This is a genomic window from Nitratireductor sp. ATLC21 (assembly GCF_057196525.1).
In genome coordinates this window covers 661,694-686,891 of sequence record NZ_JBXUOU010000002.1, presented here as the reverse complement: position 1 = coordinate 686,891, position 25,198 = coordinate 661,694, and the positions used below count along the sequence as shown (strand labels likewise).

Annotated in this window: 33 protein-coding genes; 10 read left to right on the top strand and 23 right to left on the bottom strand. The window is 61.6% G+C overall.

From position 1 onward, the window contains the following. Nucleotides 1-15: 15 nt before the first annotated feature. The 4 genes from AC2CHD_RS10825 to AC2CHD_RS10810 form a co-directional block, all read right to left on the bottom strand. Nucleotides 16-297, bottom strand: coding sequence for a VirB3 family type IV secretion system protein (locus tag AC2CHD_RS10825; protein WP_484553677.1), 282 nt, complete (start codon nt 295-297; stop codon nt 16-18). After that, nucleotides 297-629, bottom strand: coding sequence for a TrbC/VirB2 family type IV secretion system protein (locus AC2CHD_RS10820; protein WP_484553676.1), 333 nt, complete (start codon nt 627-629; stop codon nt 297-299). Before AC2CHD_RS10820 ends, AC2CHD_RS10825 begins: the two co-directional genes overlap by 1 nt. Then, the gene (trbB, locus tag AC2CHD_RS10815) at nt 610-1,635 is read right to left on the bottom strand and encodes a P-type conjugative transfer ATPase TrbB (RefSeq protein ID WP_484553675.1); all 1,026 of its coding nucleotides are present in this window, start codon (nt 1,633-1,635) and stop codon (nt 610-612) included. Before trbB ends, AC2CHD_RS10820 begins: the two co-directional genes overlap by 20 nt. 242 nt (nt 1,636-1,877) lie before the next feature. Then, on the bottom strand, nt 1,878-2,525 hold the full coding sequence (locus tag AC2CHD_RS10810) for a TetR/AcrR family transcriptional regulator (RefSeq protein WP_484553674.1): 648 nt from the start codon (nt 2,523-2,525) through the stop codon (nt 1,878-1,880). A gap of 83 nt (nt 2,526-2,608) precedes the next feature. Here AC2CHD_RS10810 and AC2CHD_RS10805 point away from each other — a divergent pair, with 83 nt between their 5' ends. The 3 genes from AC2CHD_RS10805 to AC2CHD_RS10795 all read left to right on the top strand — a co-directional run bounded on the left by AC2CHD_RS10805 (nt 2,609) and on the right by AC2CHD_RS10795 (nt 5,369). Beyond that, entirely contained in the window at nt 2,609-3,034 is a 426-nt protein-coding gene (locus AC2CHD_RS10805) for a cupin domain-containing protein (protein ID WP_484553673.1), read from the top strand. Nucleotides 3,035-3,145: 111 nt separating this feature from the next. Beyond that, nucleotides 3,146-4,396: an MFS transporter gene (locus tag AC2CHD_RS10800; RefSeq protein ID WP_484553672.1), complete on the top strand. Its 1,251-nt coding sequence runs from the start codon at nt 3,146-3,148 to the stop codon at nt 4,394-4,396. A gap of 10 nt (nt 4,397-4,406) precedes the next feature. Beyond that, the gene (locus AC2CHD_RS10795) at nt 4,407-5,369 is read left to right on the top strand and encodes a LysR family transcriptional regulator (protein WP_484553671.1); all 963 of its coding nucleotides are present in this window, start codon (nt 4,407-4,409) and stop codon (nt 5,367-5,369) included. A 36-nt stretch (nt 5,370-5,405) separates the two neighbouring features. Here AC2CHD_RS10795 and AC2CHD_RS10790 read toward each other — a convergent pair whose 3' ends face one another. From AC2CHD_RS10790 to AC2CHD_RS10715, 16 genes are all read right to left on the bottom strand, one after another. Next, nucleotides 5,406-5,834, bottom strand: coding sequence for a CopG family transcriptional regulator (locus AC2CHD_RS10790; protein WP_484553670.1), 429 nt, complete (start codon nt 5,832-5,834; stop codon nt 5,406-5,408). A 3-nt stretch (nt 5,835-5,837) separates the two neighbouring features. Beyond that, on the bottom strand, nt 5,838-7,823 hold the full coding sequence (locus AC2CHD_RS10785) for a conjugal transfer protein TraG (RefSeq protein WP_484553669.1): 1,986 nt from the start codon (nt 7,821-7,823) through the stop codon (nt 5,838-5,840). A 152-nt stretch (nt 7,824-7,975) separates the two neighbouring features. Then, complete coding sequence (locus AC2CHD_RS10780; protein ID WP_484553668.1) at nt 7,976-9,190, bottom strand: DUF3644 domain-containing protein; 1,215 nt, start codon at nt 9,188-9,190, stop codon at nt 7,976-7,978. Nucleotides 9,191-9,386: 196 nt separating this feature from the next. Continuing rightward, nucleotides 9,387-11,126, bottom strand: a complete 1,740-nt coding sequence (locus tag AC2CHD_RS10775) for a relaxase/mobilization nuclease domain-containing protein (protein WP_484553667.1) — start codon at nt 11,124-11,126, stop codon at nt 9,387-9,389. A 250-nt stretch (nt 11,127-11,376) separates the two neighbouring features. Further along, nucleotides 11,377-12,138, bottom strand: coding sequence for a lytic transglycosylase domain-containing protein (locus tag AC2CHD_RS10770; RefSeq protein ID WP_484553666.1), 762 nt, complete (start codon nt 12,136-12,138; stop codon nt 11,377-11,379). Nucleotides 12,139-12,141: 3 nt separating this feature from the next. Next, nucleotides 12,142-12,477, bottom strand: a complete 336-nt coding sequence (locus AC2CHD_RS10765; RefSeq protein WP_484553665.1) for a DUF736 domain-containing protein — start codon at nt 12,475-12,477, stop codon at nt 12,142-12,144. A gap of 48 nt (nt 12,478-12,525) precedes the next feature. Then, nucleotides 12,526-13,071, bottom strand: coding sequence for a S26 family signal peptidase (locus AC2CHD_RS10760; RefSeq protein ID WP_484553664.1), 546 nt, complete (start codon nt 13,069-13,071; stop codon nt 12,526-12,528). After that, on the bottom strand, nt 13,068-13,589 hold the full coding sequence (locus tag AC2CHD_RS10755) for a DUF2840 domain-containing protein (protein ID WP_484553663.1): 522 nt from the start codon (nt 13,587-13,589) through the stop codon (nt 13,068-13,070). The genes AC2CHD_RS10760 and AC2CHD_RS10755 overlap by 4 nt, the downstream gene beginning before the upstream one ends. Next, nucleotides 13,586-13,837: a ribbon-helix-helix protein gene (locus tag AC2CHD_RS10750; RefSeq protein WP_484553662.1), complete on the bottom strand. Its 252-nt coding sequence runs from the start codon at nt 13,835-13,837 to the stop codon at nt 13,586-13,588. The genes AC2CHD_RS10755 and AC2CHD_RS10750 overlap by 4 nt, the downstream gene beginning before the upstream one ends. After that, entirely contained in the window at nt 13,834-14,472 is a 639-nt protein-coding gene (gene parA / locus AC2CHD_RS10745; protein ID WP_484553661.1) for a ParA family partition ATPase, read from the bottom strand. Before parA ends, AC2CHD_RS10750 begins: the two co-directional genes overlap by 4 nt. Then, nucleotides 14,469-15,647 (bottom strand): replication initiator protein A, encoded by a 1,179-nt coding sequence (locus tag AC2CHD_RS10740; RefSeq protein WP_484553660.1) that lies wholly within the window; start codon nt 15,645-15,647, stop codon nt 14,469-14,471. Before AC2CHD_RS10740 ends, parA begins: the two co-directional genes overlap by 4 nt. 8 nt (nt 15,648-15,655) lie before the next feature. Further along, complete coding sequence (locus AC2CHD_RS10735; protein ID WP_484553659.1) at nt 15,656-15,928, bottom strand: helix-turn-helix transcriptional regulator; 273 nt, start codon at nt 15,926-15,928, stop codon at nt 15,656-15,658. 127 nt (nt 15,929-16,055) lie between these two features. Continuing rightward, a complete protein-coding gene (locus AC2CHD_RS10730) occupies nt 16,056-16,532 on the bottom strand; it encodes a DUF2285 domain-containing protein (RefSeq protein ID WP_484553658.1) in 477 nt (158 codons plus the stop codon). Further along, nucleotides 16,480-16,815 carry a transcriptional regulator domain-containing protein gene (locus tag AC2CHD_RS10725; protein ID WP_484553657.1) on the bottom strand — a complete coding sequence of 112 codons (336 nt, stop codon included), beginning with the start codon at nt 16,813-16,815 and terminating at the stop codon, nt 16,480-16,482. The genes AC2CHD_RS10730 and AC2CHD_RS10725 overlap by 53 nt, the downstream gene beginning before the upstream one ends. A gap of 117 nt (nt 16,816-16,932) precedes the next feature. Continuing rightward, nucleotides 16,933-17,196 (bottom strand): DUF2285 domain-containing protein, encoded by a 264-nt coding sequence (locus AC2CHD_RS10720; RefSeq protein WP_484553656.1) that lies wholly within the window; start codon nt 17,194-17,196, stop codon nt 16,933-16,935. Nucleotides 17,197-17,321: 125 nt separating this feature from the next. Further along, nucleotides 17,322-17,582: a helix-turn-helix domain-containing protein gene (locus AC2CHD_RS10715; RefSeq protein WP_484553655.1), complete on the bottom strand. Its 261-nt coding sequence runs from the start codon at nt 17,580-17,582 to the stop codon at nt 17,322-17,324. 155 nt (nt 17,583-17,737) lie between these two features. Here AC2CHD_RS10715 and AC2CHD_RS10710 point away from each other — a divergent pair, with 155 nt between their 5' ends. Continuing rightward, nucleotides 17,738-17,956 (top strand): helix-turn-helix domain-containing protein, encoded by a 219-nt coding sequence (locus AC2CHD_RS10710; protein ID WP_349365524.1) that lies wholly within the window; start codon nt 17,738-17,740, stop codon nt 17,954-17,956. A gap of 201 nt (nt 17,957-18,157) precedes the next feature. Here AC2CHD_RS10710 and AC2CHD_RS10705 read toward each other — a convergent pair whose 3' ends face one another. Next, entirely contained in the window at nt 18,158-19,204 is a 1,047-nt protein-coding gene (locus tag AC2CHD_RS10705) for an IS110 family RNA-guided transposase (protein WP_349365525.1), read from the bottom strand. 427 nt (nt 19,205-19,631) lie between these two features. Between AC2CHD_RS10705 and AC2CHD_RS10700 the strand changes: the two genes are divergently transcribed. The 6 genes from AC2CHD_RS10700 to ftsH all read left to right on the top strand — a co-directional run bounded on the left by AC2CHD_RS10700 (nt 19,632) and on the right by ftsH (nt 24,232). Beyond that, on the top strand, nt 19,632-20,108 hold the full coding sequence (locus AC2CHD_RS10700; protein WP_349365526.1) for an Hsp20 family protein: 477 nt from the start codon (nt 19,632-19,634) through the stop codon (nt 20,106-20,108). Nucleotides 20,109-20,202: 94 nt separating this feature from the next. After that, entirely contained in the window at nt 20,203-20,712 is a 510-nt protein-coding gene (locus AC2CHD_RS10695) for an Hsp20/alpha crystallin family protein (RefSeq protein ID WP_349365527.1), read from the top strand. Nucleotides 20,713-20,788: 76 nt separating this feature from the next. Further along, nucleotides 20,789-21,550 (top strand): ETC complex I subunit, encoded by a 762-nt coding sequence (locus tag AC2CHD_RS10690; RefSeq protein WP_349367266.1) that lies wholly within the window; start codon nt 20,789-20,791, stop codon nt 21,548-21,550. Nucleotides 21,551-21,559: 9 nt separating this feature from the next. Continuing rightward, nucleotides 21,560-21,880: a DNA-directed RNA polymerase subunit omega gene (locus AC2CHD_RS10685; protein WP_349365528.1), complete on the top strand. Its 321-nt coding sequence runs from the start codon at nt 21,560-21,562 to the stop codon at nt 21,878-21,880. A gap of 33 nt (nt 21,881-21,913) precedes the next feature. Continuing rightward, nucleotides 21,914-22,279: an SPW repeat protein gene (locus tag AC2CHD_RS10680; RefSeq protein WP_484553654.1), complete on the top strand. Its 366-nt coding sequence runs from the start codon at nt 21,914-21,916 to the stop codon at nt 22,277-22,279. Nucleotides 22,280-22,381: 102 nt separating this feature from the next. Then, on the top strand, nt 22,382-24,232 hold the full coding sequence (gene ftsH / locus AC2CHD_RS10675) for an ATP-dependent zinc metalloprotease FtsH (RefSeq protein ID WP_484553653.1): 1,851 nt from the start codon (nt 22,382-22,384) through the stop codon (nt 24,230-24,232). A 4-nt stretch (nt 24,233-24,236) separates the two neighbouring features. On the opposite strand, the gene AC2CHD_RS10670 is transcribed toward ftsH, so the two are convergent. Both AC2CHD_RS10670 and AC2CHD_RS10665 read right to left on the bottom strand, forming a co-directional pair. Further along, entirely contained in the window at nt 24,237-24,518 is a 282-nt protein-coding gene (locus AC2CHD_RS10670; RefSeq protein ID WP_484553652.1) for a hypothetical protein, read from the bottom strand. A 62-nt stretch (nt 24,519-24,580) separates the two neighbouring features. Continuing rightward, nucleotides 24,581-24,901 carry a DUF736 domain-containing protein gene (locus AC2CHD_RS10665; protein ID WP_484553651.1) on the bottom strand — a complete coding sequence of 107 codons (321 nt, stop codon included), beginning with the start codon at nt 24,899-24,901 and terminating at the stop codon, nt 24,581-24,583. Between the last annotated feature and the right edge of the window lie 297 nt (nt 24,902-25,198).

Sequence of the window (25,198 nt, the reverse complement as noted above, 5' to 3'; positions counted from 1 at the left end):
GTGCGCCTTCCCACTTCAGACGGTCAAATGCGCGGGAATGCGCAGATGGCGGCGGCCAACCTCGACGAAGAGCGGATCGCGCTTGGCGGCCCAGACCGCAGCGATATGGCCGATCGCCCAGATCGCGATGCCGACCAGCCAGAGCCGCAGGCCGAGACCGACCGCGCCGGCGAGCGTGCCGTTCATGATGGCGATGGCGCGCGGCGCGCCGCCCAGCAGGATCGGCTCGGTCAGCGCCCGGTGGACCGGCACCGAAAAGCCGAGGAGCTCCCCGCTCTGTCCATCCTCGCCTGCCATCAGACCAGCGCCCCGCCGCCGAAGGAGAAGAAGGACAGGAAGAAGGAGCTGGCCGCGAAGGCAATCGACAGACCGAAGACGATCTGGATCAGGCGCCGGAAGCCGCCGGATGTGTCACCGAAGGCGAGCGTCAGGCCGGTGATGATAATGATGATGACGGCGATGATCTTGGCGACCGGCCCCTCGATGGATTCGAGGATGGATTGAAGTGGCGCCTCCCAGGGCATGGAAGAGCCGGAAGCCTGCGCGGCGGGCGCCGGCATCATGGCAATGACCACGACCGACGCGGCGGTCGCCAGTCTCTGGCGGGCTTTATGCAGGATCTGGTTCATGGGAGCTTTCCTTTGGGGTTGCTGTGGGAAGAGGTGCGTCCGGAGACTCGATCGCTCGGACGACGCGATAATCGCCATCGCTGGTGAGGCCCTCGACGCGGGCGAGTTCTGAGAGGCGGCGGGCGGAGCCGCGTCCGGACAGCACGGCCACGAGATCGATGGTCTCGGCGATCAGCGCGCGCGGGACGGTGACGACGGCTTCCTGGATGAGCTGCTCCAGCCGGCGCAGCGCACCAAGCGCCGTCCCTGCGTGTATCGTGCCGACGCCGCCCGGATGGCCGGTGCCCCAGGCTTTGAGGAGTTCGAGCGCCTCGCTGCCGCGAACCTCACCGATGGGAATGCGGTCGGGCCGCAGGCGGAGCGACGAACGGACGAGATCGGAGAGCGAGGCGACGCCGTCCTTCGTCCGCATGGCGACGAGGTTGGGTGCGGCACACTGCAACTCGCGCGTGTCCTCGATGATGACGACGCGGTCGGCGGTTTTCGCGACCTCGGCCAGGAGAGCGTTGGTCAGCGTCGTCTTGCCTGTGGAGGTGCCGCCGGCGACGAGGATGTTGGCTCGGGCCGCGACGCCGCCCCGCAGGGCTGATGCCTGCTCCGCCGTCATGATGCCGGCGGCGACGTAGTCGTCGAGGGTGAACACCGCGACGGCCGGCTTGCGGATCGCGAAAGCAGGCGCCGCCACGATCGGCGGGAGAAGCCCCTCGAACCGCTCCCCCGTTCCGGGTAATTCCGCCGAGACACGCGGGCTAGCCGTATGGACCTCTGCGCCGACGTGGTGTGCGACGAGACGGATGATACGTTCGCCGTCTTCCGACGACAGGTGTTCGCCCGTATCGGACAAGCCCTCGGAGAGACGGTCGATCCAGAGCCGCCCGTCCGGGTTCAACATCACCTCGAGGACCCCGGGGTCTTCAAGGAAGGTCGCGATGGCTGGTCCAAGCGCGGTGCGCAGCATCCGTGCGCCGCGTGCGATCCCTTCCGAAATGTGATGTGAGGCTGCCATTCGATCCCCGCTTCCAACGGGGACAAACAGACGGTCCCCATGCGGGGGTGATTAAAAGAGCCTGATTTAGGGCTGATTCAACAAGGAATTAGCCGCGTCGTAGCGTAGCGTGCAAAGACAGGCGAACGGCGCCAATCGTTCTACCGGTATCGACCACCTAGCCAATGGCGATCGGTTAAATCTAATACTCCTGACATCACAGGTACGAATCCAGCAGCCCGAGAATTCGCTTACTTAAGCCATCAAACGCTCCCTTCTCGTTGAGCGGTTGCGAAGAGATAGGCGGTGATCAACCTAAACGTCTCTTGCTCCACGCGTTCATCAACAAGGAGTTCGTGGCGATCAATCACCGCTTTGTGAACAAGGGCTTCCAAAGCTGTTTCAACGACAATGGCCGCGATTGACAAGTCGTGATCTGGGGAAAGTTCGTTCTCGTGAAGTCGAAGAAACCGTTCGATCTCAGCGGTTACCTTACGATGGGTATCCATCGCCTTGGCGAGCCGTCCGACCCGCGGGACCTGTTCATATAAAATCTTATGCAAGAGCGGCTGAATGCGGTGTGCATTTGCACCGGCACGAATAACCGCCCGGATCCCGTCTTTCAGAGTGCGGTGCGCCGGGTCACGGAGCGCACGGTGCATGATCGCGACGATCTCATCTGCATGGCGCTCCACGAGAGTGCCTACGAGCGCTTCCTTGTTTGGAAAGTATTGATAGAGCGAGCCGACGCTGACACCTGCCCGCTCCGCCACCCTCGCGGTGGTCGCCCCCTCATAGCCATGCTCGATCATAACCTGAGTCGCTGCGATCAGAATGGCCTCAACGGTGGCCTTTGATCGCTTCTGTTGAGGTAGTTTCCTTGGATTTGTGTCCGGCAATCGTCTGCTCATTTTCAAGTTTCCGAATGCGAATAGTAAATGTGAATGTTTCGTCACATAATTGAGCCAGAAAATCAATCGGAAAGACTGGAGTGATGAAAGTGTCCGAACCGGTAGCAATCGAAAGCATCTCCATCAGGAATTTCGACCTCTCGAAAGAGGCAGAGGCCATATCTGATGCAGATCGTCCTGCAATATTTGGTGAGACTGAGTGGAGCACTCCAGTGATGTTCGGGGTGGCGAGGCTTCCCAAGAACATCGTCGACGGCCTGTGGGAGCAACATGATGAAGGTGAGGAAATTCTGGTTGCCATCGCCGGAAGCTTTACTTTCAGGCTGCAGTTGCCCGATGGAGAGATAGCCGAACGCGACGTGGCGGCCGGCGACATGGTGGTGGTACCGAAGGGGTGTCCGCACTCGTTTCGCGTTCATTCCGAGGAACTGCAGATCCTTTTTGTAACCCCCAAAGAGGGTAACCACGGCTGGAGCGAGCACGGCGGTCCTGTGGATCGCCACCGCTAAAGCAGCACCCGTCAACCCGCGCGGCTTCGACAACGTCCGCGCGGCCGACCTCGGCTCAAGATGCTCCTCACCTGGTTGCCAATAGGCGACAATAACCGTGGCAGAGTGAGAATGAAAAAGATCAAGTTCACCGTATTCACGAGTGTCGCCTTCTCCAGCCTCGCAGTGGCTGTTGTCCTGCCGATCTTGGCACCACTCGTCAGGGAATTAAACCTTACGGTCAGTCAGGGTGGATGGATGATTTCCATCGGTTCGATCGCCATGGCTTTGATGGCTGCCGTATGGGGGCGTGCATGCGACCGGTTCGGGCGAAAGCCGATCATGGCTGGGGGATTTGTTGGGCTTTTTTGCAGCTACACGCTCTTCACAGCTATCATTTGGGCGGGATTAGCAACGGCCATCTCCGGGCCGATGCTTTTTGCAATTCTTGTTCTTGCAAGGGCTTTGATCGGCATCTTCACGCCGGCAATCACGACCGGAGCACAGGCGCTCATGGCCGATCAAACTGGTGTTGGCGAACGGAGTTCGGCGATGGCGATCATCGGCGCGGCCCATGGCGCGGGCTTCGTGCTGGGACCGGCTCTCGGCGGAGCATTGTCCCTGTTCGGCCTGACCTGGCCTCTGGTGCTCGCGACAGTCCTCTGTCTCGTTGGGCTCGGTGCAGTTCTTGCGACCGTGTCAGATGGAGGCTCGCACGTGCATCGCGACTCTCCGAAGCTCCACCCCTTCTCTCGGGACCTGCTAGCGTGGCTTTTTACGGGGGTTCTCACTTTCGGGGCCATTGCCACCGTCCAGATAACTGTCGGGTTCTATTTTCAGGATAAGCTGGGTCTCACGCTGGACGAAGCCGGGCCGATATTGGCCATAGCGCTTACTCTGGTGGGGGCCGCAATGCTTGCGATGCAGTTGCTACAAGTGAGAGTATTGCACTGGCAAGCAGGACATATGATCCTCGTCGGCGCGCCGCTGTGGATGGCCGGCCTGCTGATCCTGCTACTAACAGACAATGTTGCTGCATATTTTTTCGCGTACACCCTGTTCGGCGCCGGCGGAGGATTGCTGCTGCCGGGTTATCTCGCTGGTGCCTCATTGGCTGTATCCGCCGATCGGCAGGGCGCAGTGGCCGGCTTCTCGGCGGCCTCGCAAGGCATCGGTCTGATCCTCGGGCCGGTCGTTAGCACAATGCTTTACGAAGTCGAGCCTGACCTGCCTCTCGAGTGCCTGTTTGCCTTGATGTTGCTCCTGTTCCTTCTGTTCGTTTTTCTGAGTATGACGGGGCGGCTCAGGTCAGTGGGACTTGGGCTCCAAATAACAGATAACGCAGCACCCCCACTATCCTCAGAAGAGATTTCTCCGCGATGAGGGGGCGGTAGTGAATGTTAAACAACTTCATTATGTAGTTACTCTTGCCGAGACAGGGAGCTTTCGGCGAGCAGCAGAGCTACTGAATGTCCGGCAATCTACAGTCAGCCGAGCAATACGTGACCTCGAAGATCGACTCGGTGTTTCGCTATTCGAACGAAATCATACCGGCGCGCGCCCGACGGACGCCGGACAAAGGTTCCTCGCGGGCGTGCGACCGGCCATAGAACAATTGGAATCAGCAGTCCATCTCGCCGCTGCAGCCGGACGGGCAGAAGTCGGCGTGGTCCGCATCGGTATTCTTACATCGCTGGGCAGTGGCTTCCTTCGCGAACTCATCCGGACTTATACTGTCCAGAGGCCCGGGGTTCGTCTTGAAATCCGCGAGGGTAGCCGTGATGCGCATATTGCCTCTGTAAGGCGTCATCTGACAGACATTGCCTTTCTGGTCGACGGCGAGCATGTGCACGATTGTGAGGCAAGCAAGTTATGGCACGAACGCATATACGTTGCGTTGCCGAAGGACCATAGGCTTGCTCGCCGCCGAATACTCAAATGGTCGGACCTGGGTGGAGAGAGTTTCCTCGTCAGTGGCTTTGCTGCGGGGCCAGAAGTACATAGTTTCATAATGCGTCGCGCGGGCGCTCATGGGTTGTGTCTGAATGTCTCTCGCGAAAATGTTGTTCAAGAAACGCTAATGAATCTCGTTGGATTGGGTCTCGGGGTGACGCTGGTTTCGTCGTCTCGGGTAAAAGTGAAGCAACCAAATTTAGCTTTTCGCCCATTGAAAGACGAGGATGCCAGCATAACCTTCCGCGCGATTTGGTCAGCCGGAAACGACAACCCATCACTGCGTCATTTCATCAGTATTGCCCATGTATTGGCGGGTCAGGTACGTAGCGGCAGTTCGGACTGGTCGCCTGCGGTGCTCGGCCTTCCCAACCACCATCGCGTTTGTCGTGGCTTACGCTGAGCTACGATTTGATCCCCGTTCCGGATCGAACTGGTTTCAAGTTTCCTGTGCACTGATCTCCTCCGAAATCTCCTGGCGTAGCTTCGGACCTTTAGCGAGACGGCGTCCCAAAGCGGTGATGAACGATTCGTAACGCTCTGCGGCCTTGGCACGGGCCGCTTGGGCGGCCGGTTCCGGCAGAGCCGGCGTTGTGGTCAGCCAGAACCGAATGAACACGGCCAGCGTCTCGACGGAAATCCCGAGATCGCGTTCTAGCCGGGTCATGCGGCGATCGATCTGATCCAGGCGCTTTGCAAGGACGGCCTCGCGCCTTTCGGCATCGTCCGGCGACAGGAAGGAGGCAATCGCCGCCTCCGCGATCATCGACTGCGATTGCTCGCGCCTCGCGGCATAGTCGGTCAGCATCGCCGAGATGTCCGGATCGAGATAGACGGAGATTTGTGTCTTTTTCCTGCGGCCCGGCATCGGCTAAAGCTCCATCCCGTCCTTCGGGTCGAGCGAGACCTGCCGCGCCACTCGTTGCATCGTGCGGGACATCCGGCTGTTGCGCGCGGCTTCCTCTTGGTCGTCATCGAACGAGTGGATCTCGAACTCGTTCTCGATCGGAGTTTTCTTCTCTACGGGTTGGGTTCGGCTGAGCTCCGGTTGGCGCCGCCGTTCGGAATCGGTCGTGTCCTCCTCGCCGTCAGCGCTGCCAGTACTGTCGGCGTGAAGGGCCGGCTTGGGTGGCAATGGCAATGTGCTCCATTCGTCATCTCCAGGCTCAATAGGTTCTGCTTTGGATGGAGGTGGCAGAATGCGATCCTGAAACCTCCGGTCCCCGTAATAGCGGACCTTCTTCGCACGGATGGGCGATATGCCTGCGATCATGACGATTTCGTCGGCGGGCGGAAGCTGCATGACCTCACCGGGGGTCAGCAGCGGTCGTGCCGTTTCCTGTCGCGATACCATCAGATGTCCGAGCCAGGGTGAAAGGCGGTGCCCGGCATAGTTCTTCATCGCCCGCATCTCGGTCGCTGTGCCGAGGGCATCGGACACGCGTTTGGCCGTGCGTTCGTCATTGGTCGCGAAGCTCACCCGGACATGACAATTGTCGAGGATGGAGTTGTTCGGCCCGTAGGCTTTTTCGATCTGATTCAGCGACTGCGCGATCAGGAAGCTCTTGAGCCCGTAACCCGCCATGAAGGCGAGTGCACTTTCGAAGAAGTCGAGTCGGCCGAGCGCGGGGAACTCGTCCAGCATAAGCAACAACTTGTGCCGCGCAGTCTTGGCCTGCAGGTCCTCGGTTAGCCGCCGGCCGATCTGATTGAGGATGAGGCGGATGAGCGGCTTGGTACGATTGATGTCGGAGGGTGGCACGACAAGATAGAGCGTCGCCGGACGCTTGCCGCCGACCATATCGGTGATGCGCCAGTCGCAGCGGCGCGTAACCTTGGCGACGACGGGGTCGCGGTAGAGCCCGAGGAACGACATGGCGGTGGAGAGGACACCGGAGCGTTCGTTGTCCGACTTGTTGAGCAGCTCACGCGCCGCGCTGGCTATGACGGGGTGCGAACCGGCGTCACCCAGATGCGTTGTCTTCATCATCGCGGCAAGCGTGGATTCGATGGGGCGTTTCGGATCCGACAGGAAGGCAGCGACGCCGGCGAGAGTCTTGTCCCGTTCGGCATAGAGGACGTGGAGGATGGCGCCGACCAAGAGCGCGTGGCTGGTTTTCTCCCAATGGTTGCGTTTTTCAAGGGACCCTTCCGGATCGACGAGAATATCGGCGATGTTCTGGACGTCGCGAACCTCCCACTCGCCACGGCGAACTTCGAGCAACGGATTGTAGGCGGAGGACTCGGGGTTGGTTGGATCGAACAGGAGCACGCGGCCGTGCCGGGCTCGAAAGCCTGCCGTGAGCTGCCAGTTCTCGCCCTTGATGTCGTGGACGATGGCCGAGCCCGGCCAGGTCAGGAGCGACGGAATGACCAGACCGACGCCCTTTCCCGAGCGGGTCGGTGCGAAGCACAGCACATGCTCCGGACCCTCATGGCGCAGATAGTCATCCTTGACCTTACCCAGGACGACGCCGTCAGGGCCAAGCAGACCGGCGGCCTTGATTTCATCGAGTTTCGCCCAGCGCGCTGATCCGTAGGTATCGACACTCTGAGCTTCGCGGGCGCGCCAGACCGACATGAGGATTGCAACCGCGATTGCGATGAAGCCGCCGGACCCGGCGATGGTGGCGCCCTCGATGAAGATCGGCGGTGCATAGGCATCGTAGAAATACCACCACCAGAAGAAGGCCGGCGGATAGTAGATCGGCCAGCCCGATATATCGAACCAGGGCGCACCGAGTTGCGGCTGGAAACCGAGACGCCACGCTGTCCACTGCGTCGCCGCCCAGGTGGTGGTGAGGACGATCGCGAAAACGATGAGGGTTTGTCCCCAGAGGATTTTCGTACCTGACATGGCCATAATCCGTGCAAATGCCGGTACGCTGCGCCGCGTATCAGTGCGCTACAAGACTTTTTCCTCCTTGATCGTATTTGCGGTGGAGTTCGGATAGAAAGCGGAGGGGCGCCGTCCTGCGCCCTTCACGCGAATAGCAGTGAAGGCTGTGATCAGCGGTATTTATCGCCCTCAGTTTCGCAATACGCGAGCACTGCGTCGACCCAGCGGTCAAACCAGACCCAGTTTCCGTAGTCGCCGACACATCCGTAACCTTTACCGTCCTTTTTGGCGTCGAGCTTCTTCCACAACTCTGTATGGTCGTGCATTCGAAAATTTGGAAACCCGGCGGCCTGCACCTTCTCGACGACTTTTCCCGGCGGATAGCGGTCCTTGTTCACCTCTTTGAAGATTATCTTCTCGATCTCGCCGGCCTCCTCGCTACCCGGGGAGACTATCTGCACCGCGGCGTCTGCGGCGCCGGGCTTCTTTGATGCCATGGGCACAAATCCATAGGACATGCGGTAGGCTGGGTCCTTTATCTGTTCTTCGCTTAGCCCATGTTCGAAAGCGTCGATCGCCGCTTCAATGTGTTTGGGCAGACCGGAGGCTTTCTTAAGCGCGCTTCTCTGCTCGGCTCCGAACGAGACGAACTGAAGAGCGAGTGGCAGTCGTTTCTCGAGACCGTACTGCGCGCCAAACTCTTTCTTGAGCAGATCGTTGAAGTTCAACGCACACGACTGAAGCTTGGCACCGAGTGCGTCGTCGATCCTGCTGGTTGACCGATGCTCGATCTCATGACGGATCTCGATTAGGAATTCCAGGTTCTTCGCAACACCTCCCCTCGCAGGGCACTTGCCCTGCTTGAGGCAGTGGCCCAGTTCCCAATACTTATCCGCGCCTTCCTTCGTTTTTTGCCCGGTGTAGCGGTAGTCGATCCCTTCGCGCCGGAACCAAGCGTGCAGCAGATATGTCCACGCAATTATGGCGGTGACGATGAAGAGCTCGGACCGGAACGTCAGTCCGGCCGAGTTGAAGGTCTGGACGGCGGCAATCATGGCCTCGCGCGCCTTTATCAGGAGTTCATCGCCGCGGACGCTCAAGCCCGTCTCATGGTCGATGTCCGGCCACGTCGCTAGGAAGGCGTCGAGATCGTCATCACTAGCAGGCTTGATTGCCTTGTGCTTTGCCTCATTCCTTATCTCGCTAATGAGTCGATGATTAACTGAGCGGGTCGGTCGCGTGAAATACGCGAGGATGTCTTGGTCGTTGGTGAAAGGGTTTCCACGATTGATCATGCCCTTCACTATCGCGACCTCCCAGTTTTCTAGAGTATTTCCCCGGCGTCGCTTTATCTTCTTGGATTGCTTGTTCTCTTTGTTGGCCATCGCCCACCTCCCCTTGACTTTGTAACAGGTGGGACACTGCGCCCGAAGTGCTGAATTTTGTGCTCTCGAGGATGCACATGGAATTGGCGCTTCAGACGCAATTTGACGAGGGCTGACTAGGATCGGACTCCTGCATTCGTTTCGTATCGTGCGGATGGGTCCGAAGCTGAAGTCTGGATAAACCGAATAGCAAAATTCACCGCCCCAGCCCCCGCTTGCGCCCGAAGCTCCAGTCGACGCCGCCGTCGCCGCGCGCGACGCCGGAGATATGGCGGCCGAGATGCTTCTCCATCGAAGGCGTCCAGGGCACGAGTTGGAAGCCGAGCCCGTCGTCGATCACCGCAAAGCGTCCCGAGGCAAGCGTCAGGCGCTGGCGATAAGCGCCGGCGACATGCTCGCCGCTGCCGGTGTGCTGGAATGGTTGTCCGGTCTTCGCCGCCAGTTTTTCGCCGACTTCGTCCACTTCGCGCCGACGGAGCGTGTCGATCAGATTGCGGCTGAAGACGATCCGGCGGCCCTGCCGCTCGGCAAAACCTTCCGCGATCAGATGGTCAGTCCGCCTGTCGAGAGCGGCACGCACCTCTGCGCCGAAGCCACCTTCGGAGAGAGCGGCAGGTTCGCGCGCAATGTTCTGCCGGTCGAGCCAGGTCGCGCCGGTGGCGGTCACCTGCCGTTCGATGTCGAGATCGGAGCGCACCGCTAGGGCGACGCGGCGGTTCCCGCGGGAGTCGTCATAGGTGCGCAGTTCGACGATCGAGCCCGGAGCGCTGTCGCCGGCGGCATTGATATCGGCAAGCTTGATATGATGGGATCGCCCGTCGACGCCATCGACCACGGCATAGGCCGTACCCTTGAGCTCGTCATCGAGTCCACGCTCGACCAGGCGCCCGACGATCGGCGCATCGAGGCTTTCGGCCGCCAGCACGTAATCCGCCGATCCGCGCTCGATACCGCGCTCGGTCAAGGCACGGTGCATACGCTTGATGATGTCGCCGCGCTCACCGAGTTCGCGCAAAGTCACCTCAGCCTTTTCGCCGATCATCCATTGACCGGGGCCGAGTTGTTCGGCGAGGTCAAGCGTCTCCAGCTTGCGCAACCGTCCGACCTTCAGCGCATGGAATTCATCCGGCTGCTCGCCCGCCTGCGGGGCGAGGTTGATGATACCCGTGCGCCGGCCATCGCGGATAAGCTGACGGTCGAGTTGCGTCCAGCGCTCCGTTTCGATCTGGCTTTCGAGTGTCCGGCGAATATCGCGGTCCGTGCGCGGGCCCAGCTCCTGCGTGATGAGATCGCGGGCGCGATCCCGCATGCCCTCCTTGATGTAGTCGCGCGAGATGACGAGGTCCTCGCCATCGTTGCGGACACCGCGCACGATCAGATGAATATGCGGGTGTTCAGTGTTCCAGTGATCGACGGCGACCCAGTCGAGCTCGGTGCCGAGATCCTTTTCCATATGGTCAACAAGGTTGCTGGTGAAGGATCGGAGGTCTGACATCTCAAACGCGTCATCCGGCGAGACGATGAAGCGGAAATGATGCCGGTCATCCTCGCAGCGCTCGGCGAAGGCCCGGCCATCCGCCTCCTCCTCTCCCGGCCCGAACAGCCGCGCCTTCTCCCCGTCCCGGGTGACGCCGTCGCGGCGCAGATAGTCGAGATGGGTACCGAGCGGCGCCGTCCGGCCGGAATGACGAACCACGCGCGCCTTGATGACTGCGCCGCGCGAGCGCGTGGTGACGAGACGATTGGCCTGGATACTGGCGCGCTGGCCATGGCCGAAGCGCGAGCGGTTTCCGGATGTGACGCGGCCGGAGCGTGACACGCCGCCGCCCGCCTTCTTCGCGGCCGCCAGCGCCTGTGCGATGAAGGGACGCGCCGCCTGGGCGCGGGTCGAGCGGATGCGGCCAGGACGGACGCGGAACTCACGGTCATCGGCCATGGCATTGTTCCGCAATGTGCGAGAAAGGCAGGAAATTCGGGACGTTGAGTGTGCGGCGCACATTGTGGCAAGGCTGGGCAATGTGCGGAACGCGCCAGAAAATCCAAACAAAACAACCGACCGCCCGGCGCGCAATGTGCGCCCTTTTATCCTGCCATCGGTCGGTTGTGTTTCCTGCCGAACCCCTTCGGGCCCTCCATGCCACGCCAGAGCACGTGATCATGCGATGAAAGCTGAAACGCGTCATCGCTCACCCCCCCGCATCATCCTGCGCAATGAAGATCGCTTTCGGATATGACTGACCCTCAGCATCCGGCTGCACCGGCACGGAAGCAGAGGTGCCGTTCGCGTGCCTGTCCGTGGCGCGGTCCGCGACCGACCGGCGGTCAACTGAGCGCGGGACGAACAGTGGCGCCTTGCGCCAGTCGGGTGGCGGTAATGGCGCAGCCGGATCGCCGGGCGACGGCGTCGTTGCGCCCAGCGCCGGTGCAAGCAGATCGACATAAGCGCGTGTTTCGGCGGGCAGCGGACGACCCATTGTGAGGTACTCGTCGTAGCGTTCGGGACCGGCATTGTATGCCGCGAGCATCGCCGGGACCGTGCCATAGCGGTCGTACATCTCGCGCAGATAGGCCGCGCCGGCGAGGATGTTGTCGCGCGGATCGAACGGATCGGAACCGAGCCGATGTCGAACCCGCAGTTCGTTCCACGTCGCCGGCATGACCTGCATCAATCCCTGTGCTCCTGCGCTCGAGATCGCGCGCGTATTGCCTGCACTCTCGGCACGCATGACGGCGACAATCCAGCGTTCGGGAATTCCGAACCGCCGCGCCGCCTCGGCAACATAGGCGCCGACAGGATCGCGGACTTCGTGTTGCCCGGCGGGAGTCGGTTGTGCGGATGCGCGGCCGGTATCGAGCGCGGCGGTGGCCAGGCCGGAAAGGAGAAGGAGGACGATGCGGCCGCAGGGACCGCACCGCCGCAAAGGTGCTGACGGACCGATGGGAGGCATCGATCAGCCCTGCTCGTCGCGCTTTTTCGGACGGGTCCAGTGCAGCCCCCAGTCGCGTCCATCCTCGTCCGACTGGAACAGCCGGGCACGCACCGGAAACGCGAATGCCGGGTCATCGAGGACGACGGAGATGAACGTGCCGGCGCGATCGCCGGTATGTTTCCAGCCAGCGCCGACCTCGGGACCGGTTTCGTCGCCGAGGTGAATGCGGTAGGCCGGTGCGTTCTCGCTGTCGGCGTTTTCGGCCGTGACGAAGGTGAGCGCGCAGTCGAAGGACAGGGTGCGCATGCGTCCGCTGTAGCCGTCTGGTGTGCGGGTGAATTGACCGATCTGGGGCATGATGATCTCCTGTTTGGATGCGGTTGAATTGCGGGAAGGCGTGCGTCGTCACCGCGTCGGCGCGCGCCAGACGAAGTGGCCATCGCCGTCTTCGTCGGTGTAGAGAGGGATGGCCCGGCCGATGGCGCTCGTTGCCGGAAATGGACCGAAATACCGCCCGTCGAGGCTGTCGGGGACTTGCCAGTTCATGAGGAAGAGCTCGTCTTCGGCGACGGTGCGGCAGCCGTTCCAGACCGGCAGCGGGCGGTCCTGGCGATCGCGGTTGCGCGCTTCGCCCATCACGACTCGGTCGACGGTGATGGTGCGGCCGATCCGGCATATGCGCTGTCCCGGCAGGCCGAGAACGCGCTTCAGGATCGGCACGTCGCGACCGATGTAACCGCGCTCGATCATGTAATTCTCGAGCGGCTCGGGCGGCATCACGGCGACCAGATCGGGGACGTCGAGATGCACGGCGGGCTCGATGCGGTAGAGCCCGATCGGTGCGCTGGCCGACACGTTCCAGACGAGCTTCAGCGATGTCGGAACGATGGCGGCCGCTGCGACGCCCATGGCGGTGAAGTAGGTCAGCATGATGTAGCCGAAGCGGGTCATCGTTCGATCTCCTGCCGCTTGAGCCAGGCCTGATGACGCTCTCGCGTGTAGGGACGCGGTTCCTGGCCGGCGCTCATCCGGTGCGCCACATGGCGCCAGTGATCGGGCGCTGCGTCGCAGGGATCGACGTCGGCGGCTTCCACCGCGTCGATGTGCTTGAGCACCTGTTCGACTTTGGGCCAGCCTTCGATCTTGAGCAGGATTTCCCCGCCGGGGCGCACGAATGGTAGCGTCTGGTAGGCGGCGCCGGGCTCGACGGCGCGCACGATGTCGATGCGGGAGATGACGGTGCCGTAGTCGTTGGCCGCCCATCGGACGAAGGCAAAGACGGCGCCCGGCCGGAAGGAGACGACGCGCCGGCGGCGGTCGATGATCCGCTCGCCGGCCGCACGGCCGAAGCGAATCCAGTATTCGATCCTGCCTTCGACCCAGGTCAGTTCGACATGCGTGAGTGCGTCAGGACTGTTTGCTGACGAGGTCGGGCTGGCGCCGACCCCCGGGGCCGTGGCGCCGGTCATGATGGATCTCCTTCGCGATACGGGAATTCGCGGGCGAGCAGGTCGCGCAGCATGTCGGCGACGGTGACGCCGCGCTGGAAGGCAGCGATCTTGATGCGCCCGCGCAGATCGGGCGTGATGTCGATGGTCAGGCGCGCCGTGAAGCCGGGGGACTTGCCGTCACGGGGTGCGGCGTCGGCTGATCTGATCCACTGCTCGGGATCGTTCGGTCGGGCGGTGAAGGCGCGGCGGTTTGGACGGTCGCTCATGGTGCGAGCCTTCCGATCTCGGCCGCCAGCGCCGCCACTTCCCGCGCGGCGATGCTGTCGGCGTCGCACTCGCAAACGAGGCGGCCGGATTGAGCAGCCGAGGCAAAGATGACGCGCTGGCCGATCGTCGCCTTTAGCGCGGGCGGATCCAGGTCGGCGAGCGCATCACCGGTCTCGCGCGCGATTTTGGTTCGTGCGGGACAGCGGTTGAGGACGAAGCGCACGGCGAGCTGCGGACGGAATATCCGCGCCTCCTCGATCAGGCGCAGTATCTCCGCAGAGGCCCAGCCATCGAAGGGTGACGGCTGAACCGGAATGAGGATGACATCGGCGGCAAGTAGCGCCGAGCGCATCAGCCCCGCGACGCGCGGCGGACCGTCGATGACGACATGGTCGGCAGTGCGGGCGAGCTCCGGGGCTTCGTGATGCAGCGTATCGCGGGCGAGGCCGATGACGCCGAAGCGCCGCGGCAGCCCCTCATGGCTGCGTCGTTCGGACAAATCGAGCGCCGATCCCTGCGGGTCGGCATCGATCAGGGTGACGGTGCTTCCGCCTCGCGCCCATTCACCGGCGAGATGCAGAGCGAGCGTTGTCTTGCCAACGCCACCCTTCTGGTTGAGGAGCGCCGCGATCATGAGGCGCCTCCCGAACCGTTCTGGGCGGGCGGATCGCTCGTGGCCGCAGCGTCCTCATCGCGTTCAGAGAATGCCGTCTGTCGTTCGCGCTCTTCCTCTTTTCGGCCCGTCGGAAAGCGGTTTTCCCCAGAAGGCGCGCCTCTACAAAAGTTAGATTCTTTGTTAGACTCTAAGTTAAGGGTTCGATTTTCGCTTTCTGCGGAAAAGGTTAGATGCGGTTTGGGTTCCCGATAGCACGATGGGTCGGTTCCCGATGGCACGATAGTGCGGGTTCCCGATAGCACGACGGCTTCCACAGCCTGTCCACAGGGCACCGGCTCGAACGCGAGCAGCGTGCGGCCACCCGCCTCGATCTCGAGGAACAGTTTGTAGCCGGGTAGCGGCTGGCGCTGGATGATCGCCCGCAGTTCGAAGGCGAAACGCTTGAACGGCGAGAGGCTCCCGGATTTGACGTAGAGGTGCCGGAAGTCGAACCGCCAGCCGCGCTTCTGCCTGCCGCCATGCTTGCGCACGATGCGGTAGAGCCAGCGTTCGATCCCGCCGGTCAGACCGAAATAGGCGCGGTCGATGGTGAGGACGAGCGCCTCGTCCAGCACCGCCTTGTAGAACCAGTCCGGCACGATGAGCTCGATGCCATCCGGAGTGCCAAACGCGTCGGCACGTTCGGTCCATTCGTTGATCCAGGAGAAGCGGTGCATGCGCCGACCGGTCGTACCTGTATCGGAGGCAGGTTCATTGCGATTTCGTGGATTGGACGGTGGCTGCCGCAGAGTGGTCGCGACAGTCGTCGATTGCAGGCGGTCGAGCGCAGCTCTCAGCCGGCGATAGTCGCGCGCGCCGGTGCCACGTCCGATGAAGGTGAGGATTTCGTATGGGGTGGTTGCAATCAGGCGCGAGGTGCGAAAGCCGTTGTCGCGTGCTTCGACAATCTGGCTGGCCGCCCAGATTAGGATATCGGCATCCCAGATCGTTGCCATGCCGTGTTCGGGCACGGCTTCCACGCGGATGGCGATCTCGCCGGAACGGTATTCGATCGGCTCGACGCGATGTGATTTGGACAGAGAGAAAAACGGATAGGCCATGAGGTCCTGCGCGTCGCGCGGCGCGAGGTCGGTCGGCAGAGCGCGGAACAGCTCAAGCTGGTCCCGTTCCGATCTGCGAGGGCGCGCCGTCATGGGAGTGATCAGCGGCTCTCGGCAGGCGACGGATCGTCATGGCGCCTGGCCGGAAGGACCGTGCCTACGCCGGGGTCGGAGGTGGATTGCTTGGCGCCGCGTTCCGCCCAGGCCTGCAGATCATCCACGGAATAGACGACACGGCCGCCAAGCTTCCGATAAGCGGGACCGGTCCCGTAAGTACGGTGCTTTTCCAGGGTTCGGGCGGAGAGGCTGAGAAAGCGGGCCGCCTCAGGCGTTCTCAGATAGCGCGGCGGGATGCCGGCGGTGGCTGCGGACATGATCGTGTCTCCGTGATCCTTGTTGGCGCCGCCGGATATCGGCGGGGCGTCAGGGTCACGGTGGCGGAGAAGAGGGGGCGTGAGGGAGTGCGAAGATTCCAGAAAAGAATCGCACCCTGGTCGGCAGTTAGCTCAGGTCGGGGCGGTGGCCGAGAAGGAGGCGGCGATAGCCGCCGGCGACTAAGTCAAGGCCGGCGGCGACGCGGCGCATTACGGTGTCGCGCAGCGGTGCTGATTTCCACGTGATGGCGTTGACTGGAGCGGCACCGAAGACGGCCTCGGCGATTTGCTGATAGGTGGCCCCTGCACGTCGACCGTCGATCGCGCGGAGGCTTTCGATGAGGCGTTGCCTGCGTTGCGGCGTCAATCGCGTGTCGGGCGATATTCGGTGATGGAGTACAGCATCGCGGAACCGAACAATCGCATCGACTCTATCCTGCATGAACTGGTCGATAAGCGTAACGGCCGCGATCGGTCCGTCGGGCGCTCTGCCGTCGAGGCAGATTGCCACGAAATGCTCTGTGTCGATCACGAAGTGAATATAGAGACCTTCATCCGATGTTCGGGCATCGGCCGGAACGACCTTGAAGTTCACGGTGGTCATGTTTGGCCCCTGCTGAGGGGCGAAGATCAGTACGCTCGGATCGACGGCCGGGCTCCAGTAGATCTTTGCGTCGATCGCGGACAAGTTCGGCGCTATCGGGAAAGCGCAACCCCCAATGCGCTGTCAGCGCGGTTGCGGCGTGATCGTCCGTCGGGTCGGAGACCGAGACCTCCTTTTCGTATTGGGGGTTGCGCCTGAGAAACTCCCAGGCAAGCTCGGAAGGATTCAGGCCGTCTAGATATCGATAGTCCGTCGCGTCGCGCCAGTTCGTTTCCGCCACCATGCCGATTTCCTCCCCGACTCTACCCGGTGGTTCGCAGGTCGTTGGAAGATCGTGTTAAAATTGAAACTTGGGTAGTCGAGCAACTGGCATATAGAGATGCGTGTTGCGCATCACCTGTCAGTGATAGGCGGATCGAAGAAGATCACGGTAGCCGTTCTCCGTCATCCAGTGCGCGCGGGCGAGATGTGTCTGGTGAACGTGCTGAGCGCGATCCGGTTGCTCATCGGGATCGAGGCCAAAGATGATGCGGACAGCTTCAGCCCAATGCGCGGCGTCGGCCTCTGCATCGAGCAGCCGGATATAGGTCGCAAAATGCGCACGATCGTATTCGGTCAAGTGTTCGCTGTGCGGCGGCTCGTCCAGAAAGTCAGCTTGCCCCATCTGTTCCCCAGTCTATTGGCGCGAGGCCTAGGTGCTCATGGTTAACGTAAATTGACGAAGTTGTAGAGGCGCGCCGAAAAAAACGCTGCGCAAGGTGCGGCGTATTGCGCCTGACACCTCCGTCGTCAGGCCAAAGCTTCTGGCTTGTTAAGTTTCGCGGCATCGACAATCATCACTCCTTCTCCTCGGTCCGAGGACAGGAAGACGATGCCTGCTGCTTCGAGCGCCCGGCGAACCTGGTCGCACGTGCTCTCATGCACCTTGAGTCCGTTGACGGACTCGAGGCGCTTGAGCGCGGTCAGCGAAACCAGGGCCTTCTCAGCGAGCATCTCTTGTGTCCAACCGAGCAATGCGCGCGCGGCCCGTGCCTGTCGGGCGGTGATCATACATGATCACCTCCTACAGACCCCGGCATTCACGCCACTAAAACGACTTCTCTATTCGGACCAACCGGATAGCGCAGTTTCCCTCACTCTCCGGCGGTTCATTTACATATTATAGTTGATAAACTCAAAGTATGTAAATCGCGATCTTCCTGCGCATGGATATGCGCAAACTGGTCGGCCGGAACTTCGCCCGCCTGCGTCGGGAGAAGAGCCTGACCCAGGAAGAGGTCGAAGCACGCTCCGGTTTCAGCCAGCAATATCTCAGCAGCCTCGAACGCGGTCGGAGAAATCCGACCGTGATCACACTGTATGAGCTTGCCCAAGCCCTCGGCGTCAGCCACGTCGATCTGGTCCAGCCCGACGACGAGGTTTGAGCGGCACACCCGCGAGGATCATGCTTCTCTTCGTGGTCGGCACGAGACCGCCACAGGATGGGATCAGAGGAGCCGGCGGGACAATCTAAATTGCGACATCACCTCGGCATCGGCCTTGGCGGTCAAGTCGTATTTGCGCGCTCGCCGATCCCCGTCCCCTCGCGGGGATGTGCCTCGACCGGACTTGCGCCCGGTCGAACCTTATGCCGATGGAGCTGCGGTCTCTGGCCGTTTGCCCCAGTCGAATTCCGTTCCGTCGATCCACATGCGATGGAGGATCACAGCGATCTTCCGAGCCAGTGCGATGATCGCCTTTTTGTGACCTCGGCGTCGCGAGACCTGTGCGCCCCAAGCCTTCAGTGCAGACCACCGTTTCACCCGCGTAAGCAGAACTTGTGCGGCCTCATAGAGGAGGCTTCGCATCATCTCGTCACCCCATCGTGAAATCCGACCGTTGCGGTCGACTTCGCCGGATTGCAGCTTGCGTGGCGTCAGGCCGAAGTGCGCACCCACTGTGCGGGAGCGCGTGAAACGCGACGGAACGTCGACCGTTGCCCGGAACGTCAGCGCGACAAGAGGGCCAACACCAGGAACTGTCATGAACCGGCGTGTCACTTCGTCCTGCCGGGCCAGTCGAACAAGCATATCGTCCAACCGGCCAAATTGCTCTCGCAAGCCGCGTCGCGCCAGCAGCAAAGCATCCGCCACAGAGTGGAGGTGGGTGTCGGCAATCAACTCGCGCACCCGAGGCTCGAAGTCGCGAGCCGTTACTTTGCCGAGGTGATAGCCGAAGTTGCGGATGAGGCCGCGGATTTCGTTCTCGACGTCCTGGAGTTTGTTCCGCAGAAGTTGCCGTGCGGTGAGGATGGTGCGGAGACGTTGGCTGTTGGGCGTCTTGACGTGAACTGGCTTGAACAGGCCCACGCGCATCATCTGCGCGATCCCCCGCGCGTCGTGCCGGTCTGTTTTGTTGAGTTGTGCCGCGAGCGCCGCCTTCATGTGCCGGGTCTCTACGCAGACCACGGGGATGTTGGCTTCCGCCAACCGCCCGTAAATGTGCTGCGACAACATTCCGGCCTCAAGACCGACGCGAACGATCGAAAACTGAAGTGACAGAATATGCTGCGCGATCTCGCCCGGATCGGACGAAAGCTTGCGTTCGTGCACCACGCGGCCATCATGATCGACGACGCAGAGATTGACCGTGCGGGCCGAGGCATCCAGCCCAATATAGTGGATTTGAGACATGCCGAATCCCCTTTCGAATCAAGGACCGGCACCTCTCATAACCAATCTTCGGACGGATTTGTAAACTACGACTATTTCGGTCGTCCTTCGCCGAGAAGCGGCAGCAAAGCGGGCTGAGCAGTCATCGCCAAGCCGATTGCCGTATGACGTGTTCGGCGCCGTTGAGCGGACCGTCCGCAATCAGGACGAAACTCTCTGAGAGCGGCCAGGGGAGCAGAGATACCCCTAGGCGTCCTCCTCTGCTTGCAGACAAACTTCGGCTGCTCATATGAAACGGCGCATCTGCACGGCGACCTCTTGAACAGCTAAGCGACTGAACTAAATCATCATTCGCCGGATGCCCAAAGTGGGGCCGGCATTGTCGCGGATGCCAAGCATCCTGTCGACAACAGTCTTGTATCCATGTTGCTCAAAGGAGGATGTGGCTATGAGAACCACTTTCGACTTTTCTCCCCTGTTCCGGTCGAGCATCGGTTTCGACCGAATGCTGAACGCGCTCGAAGCGGCGAGCCGCTTTGAGACAGCCGACAACTGGCCCCCCTATGACATCGCCAAGACTGGCGAGGACGACTATCGCATCACCATGGCGGTGGCTGGCTTCAGCCAGGACGAACTGACCATCACCCAGGAGCAGAACATGCTCATGGTGTCCGGTCAGAAGGCCGGTGAGGACAATGCCCAATATCTGCATCGCGGCATTGCCGGACGTGCCTTCCAGCGTCGCTTCGAACTGGCCGACCATGTGAAGGTCGTGGGCGCGAGCCTCGTCAACGGTCTGCTGACGATCGATCTCAAGCGCGAGATTCCTGAAGAGATGAAGCCGCGCAAGATCGAGATTGCGGCCGATGGGGCGCTGCCCAAGGTCAAGACGAAGCAGATCGAGGCCGAGAAGCAGGCCGCCTGAGGCCGTTCCCTGAGCGAACTTCGCCCATGGTGCCGGGCTCTGCCGGCGCCGGAGGATCCGTATTGTCAATCGAACGACAGAAAGGAGAGAAACAATGAGTGTCCGTGATCTGATCCCCTGGAGCCGAAACAACGGCAACCAGGTTCCGAGTATCTTTAGCGACCGCGAGCGTGATCCGTTCCTTTCGCTGCACCGCGAGGTGAATCGGCTGTTCGACGACGTCTTCCGCGGCTTCGGTTCGAGCCTGCCGTCCCTCAATGGCGTCTCCGCGTTCGGCGGACACTGGCCGAGCGTCGAGATCGCCGACGGCGAGAAGGAGATCAAGGTGACGGCCGAAGTCCCTGGCCTTGAGGAGAAGGATATCGAAGTCCTGCTCAACGACGGCGTGCTGACGTTGAGGGGCGAGAAGCGCTCCGAAACGGAGGATAAGGACAGGCAGTTCTCCGAGCGCTTCTACGGCCGCTTCGAGCGTCGCATCCCGCTCGGTTACGAGGTCCAGGAAGAAAAGGTCGAAGCGCGCTTCAGGAATGGCGTGCTGACGGTGACCTTGCCCAAGAGCGAGAAGGCGCAGTCGCAGGTGAAGCGCATCGCCATTAAGAGCTGACGCATGGCTCGCGCCGGCGGCGCGCCGGATCGGGCGCCGCCGGTCGCATCCTTCGCCAATTAGGGAGGGATGAATGATGGAGATTGAAAGAAGGATAGAGGAAACGCGGAAAACACAGCTTCCGCCGGTGTGGCCATCGAACGACAACCGGCACCTGCCTCAATCGATGGGACGTTCGATCTTTCCGGACGATGCGCTTGCACGCATCTACAAGCCGGCCCGCTCAGTGATGACGTCCGGCAAGGCGCGCACGAAGCACTGGCGTCTTGCCTTCGAGCGACGGACCGGACCGTTCATAGAGCCGCTGATGGGTTATACAGGTGGCGATGATACGCTGACCCAGGTCGAGCTCAGCTTTCCGACTATGGAATCCGCGATCAGCTACGCCGAACGGCAGGGTTTGGCCTATGTCGTCCAAGCTCCGGCCGCACAGGCTGCCAAGAGCCACCGCCGGCGACCCGAGGAGGTGCCTGTGCGGGACGAAAGGCCGACCCAAGCCTTCTCCGACGCGACTCTCGATCGGCTCGGCCTTTCTGCCCTTCGGGAGAGCTATGGGCGCGCCCTGGATGGCGTGGCCAACCGCAACGACCCGCCCGGTCCGGACAGCTGGGCAACGCCCATGGCCGTTGTCGGTGATCCAACGCTGACACTGGAGGCCAAGCGCTCGATCCTGATGAACTGGGCCTGGACGGAGTATCTGATCGACCAGGCGACCAACGAAGGCATGCCTGAATACAACCGGCCGTCGCGGCTCGATGAAGTCGAACAGGCGTTGCTCGCCCTCGAAAGGGAAGTTGCGGCTGATCGGAACGATTCAGGCGTACGAAAGGCAGCATGAGGTGCAGCGATGGACCCGCATGTCGTCTTCGATTGCCAGAAGGTTCTGCCGAACAGATTCGCGCTGACCCTTGCCGCTGCGGCACGCAGCCGCGCGCTTGGCCAAGGCGCTGAACCAAGGCTCGATGGGGCCAATGTTAGCGTGGCCGAGCTTGCGCTGCAGGAGATCGCAGCGGGCGTGTTCACGCGAAAAGAACTTGCACCGTTTCTGCTCGGAGCGGGCGGAATGCTCTCTCTTCCTCCTCCCGATCCGGGTTTCAGGCTTCGCGGCGGCGGTGGCGGAAGCGCCGCTGCCGTACCCGTCTCCCCTCCGCAGGAGACGGTTCATTGATGACGCAACCAACCCGACAAGGAGGAATGAACGATGCTGAAGTCTCTGTCTTCCGATCACCGGACCGCTTTCGATATCGTCAATATCGTCGCCGGTCTCGGTCTTCTGTTGTCACCCTGGTACCTAGGCTATGCGGCCGAAACCTATGCCGTATGGAATGCCTGGATCGTTGGCGCAGCGGTGACATTGATCGCGGTCGCCGCGCTCTACGCGTTCCATCAGGTTGAAGAATGGGCTAATGTGGTGCTCGGCCTCTGGGCCGTTGTCGCCCCCTGGGCGCTGGGCTTCTCGGCCGTCGCCTCCGCGATGTGGGCCCACGTGATCGCCGGGCTTGTCGTGGCCATCCTGGCAGGGGTCAGCCTCTGGCTTGCAAACGGCCGGTCGTACTCCACCGTGTGAACTGACACCGGCCCGGCCCCGTGCCGGGCCGTTCACTCGATCCTTCTGACGGAGCGGGATCGCCCAGTTCAGGAAAATCATAGCCCAGCGGAGCCGGCCGCGATGAACAGGAAGATGCAATTCAACATATGGTATTGGATAGCCGCCTTCTTCATCCTGATGGCGTTTCAATATGTTTTCACGACCGCCACGCAGGTGGCACAGATCCCGTACAGCCAGTTTGAAACCTATCTCGACCAGGGTCGGATAGCAGAGGTGGCGGTATCGGAGCGCTTCATCCAGGGAACATTCAAGGTACCTGTCGATGGCCGGCCGATGTTCATCACCACCCGCGTCGAGCCGGACCTGGCACGCCAGCTTCAGGAACGCGGTGTCATCGTCACCGGGCAGATCGAGAGCACCTTCCTGCGCGATCTGCTCTCATGGGTAATTCCGGTCGTGTTGTTCGTGGGCATCTGGATGTACATGCTGAGGCGCATGGGCAGCGGTCTTGGTGGTGGCCTGATGCAGATCGGAAAGTCCAAGGCAAAGATTTATGTTCAGTCCGACACGGGCGTGACCTTCGCAGATGTTGCCGGCGTCGATGAAGCCAAGGAAGAGCTGAAAGAGATCGTCGAGTTCCTGAAAGACCCCCAGGGCTATGGATACCTTGGGGGGCGGATGCCGAAGGGTGTTTTGCTCGTCGGTCCGCCCGGCACCGGCAAGACCCTCCTCGCCAAGGCCGTCGCGGGCGAGGCCGGCGTGCCGTTCTTCTCCATTTCCGGTTCTGAGTTCGTGGAGATGTTTGTCGGCGTTGGTGCTGCGCGCGTGCGCGACCTGTTCGAGCAGGCGCGCGCCAAGGCGCCGGCCATCATTTTCATCGATGAGCTCGATGCGCTCGGCCGTGCTCGCGGCATGGGCCCGATGGCCGGCGGGCACGACGAGAAGGAGCAGACGTTGAATCAGCTTCTTGTGGAGCTGGACGGCTTTGACTCCTCGGCGGGTCTCGTGCTGTTGGCCGCTACCAATCGGCCGGAAATCCTCGATCCTGCCCTGCTGCGTGCCGGCCGCTTCGATCGTCAGGTGCTGGTCGATCGGCCGGACAAGCAGGGCCGCGTGCAGATTCTTGCCGTGCACCTGAAGAAGGCCAAGCTTGCCCCGGAGGTCGAGCCGGAGAAGATCGCAGCGCTTACCCCTGGCTTCACCGGGGCGGACCTTGCCAATCTCGTCAACGAGGCGACGCTGCTCGCCACCCGCCGCAAGGCGGATGCAGTGACGATGGACGACTTCAACAATGCGGTGGAGCGGATCGTGGCCGGGCTCGAAAAACGCAACCGACTGCTCAATCCGAAGGAGCGCGAGATCGTCGCCTATCACGAGATGGGCCACGCGCTGGTGGCGATGGCACTGCCGGGCGTCGATCCGGTCCACAAGGTCTCGATCATCCCTCGCGGCATCGGTGCGCTCGGCTACACCATCCAGCGTCCCACCGAGGATCGCTTCCTGATGACGCTCGAGGAATTGGAGAACAAGATGGCAGTCCTTCTCGGCGGCCGTGCGGCTGAGAAGATCATCTTCGGCCACCTCTCCACCGGAGCTGCCGACGATCTCGTGAAGGTTACCGACATCGCCCGTGCCATCGTCACCCGCTATGGCATGTCCGAAAAGCTCGGCCATATAGCGCTCGAGAAGGACCGCCGCTCCTTCCTAGCCCCCGACCAGCCCTATTACGGTCCGCAGGAGCACAGCTATTCCGACGAGACAGCCGCCGCTGTCGACGAGGAGGTGCGCCGGATCGTGGACGAGACGTTCGACAGGACCGTCACACTCCTTTCGGAGCGCCGCGACTTGCTGGAACGAACCGCCCGCCGCCTGTTGGAAAAGGAGACGCTCGACGAAGGGGAAATACGGGAGCTGGTCGACGAAACGGAGGGTTCTGTCGCTCAGGAGGAAAACGAAAGGGTCACGGTCTAATCAATCAGCATCGTGTGTGGCGCAGCATACTCCCTGCTGTTTGAGCGATGCCATCGCCAGCAGCTTTCACTTCGAGAATCCGCTTGAGGTCGTTGAACGGCAACTTTTCGGTCGCAGCCCTCAGGGTTTCAATATCTCGCTTGAGGGCACGTGGCGGGAACGCCGGGACTTGGCTCAAGGATGCAGTTTGGGAATATCCGAATACCCCATCTATAATAGTCGCCTTTGGCCAATTGGAAAGCGGAAAAACCGTTTTGAATCCAGCAATCGGCGGTTGACGGCGCATCTGATTCGGTCGGAATAGGAAAAGGTCCCGCCCGGACCTGCCGGGCGGGAACCTGTCCGACTTCACTCGCCGTTGCGGCGGGTGGGGCGGGACCAGATGAGGCTGAAACCGCCGTCCTCGTCATCGAAGAGGTTGGCGTAGATCGGAGCGGTGAAGCTCGGATCGTCGAGCTTAAGGCCGAGATAGTCGCGGCCCTCGTTCGACTGCTTGGACCAGGCGGCCCCGATTTCGGCGCGGCCGACCAGGACGCGGTGGCTGGGCGCGTTCTCGCTGGTCTGGTTGGTTTCGGGGACGATGCGGACGTTCTTGGCCTGCACGTTCAGGGTGACGATCTCACCGGTGAATTCGTTGCCGGACTTCTTGAAGGTGCCGATGGTTGCCATGGTAGTTCTCCTTGATCACTGGTTTCGAGCCCGCACCATTGCGGCCTCGATGGCGATCGGAGGGGCCGGAGGCGATCGACGGCGCATCGCTTGCGACCGCAGCGTCAGCGGAGGATGGCGATCCGGCGGGTTTCTTGGCTCGCGAGGAATGACGGCGCAGCCGGCAGGGGAAGAAACTTGACGGGCGCCATTGAGCCTTAGGCGATCGAGGCGCAGCCGGTCTTCGGCCAGATCAGCCCATTGAAGAGGCCGTTTGGAGCGGTCGGCTCACAGGGGTCGTTCAAGGAGGGAATGGCA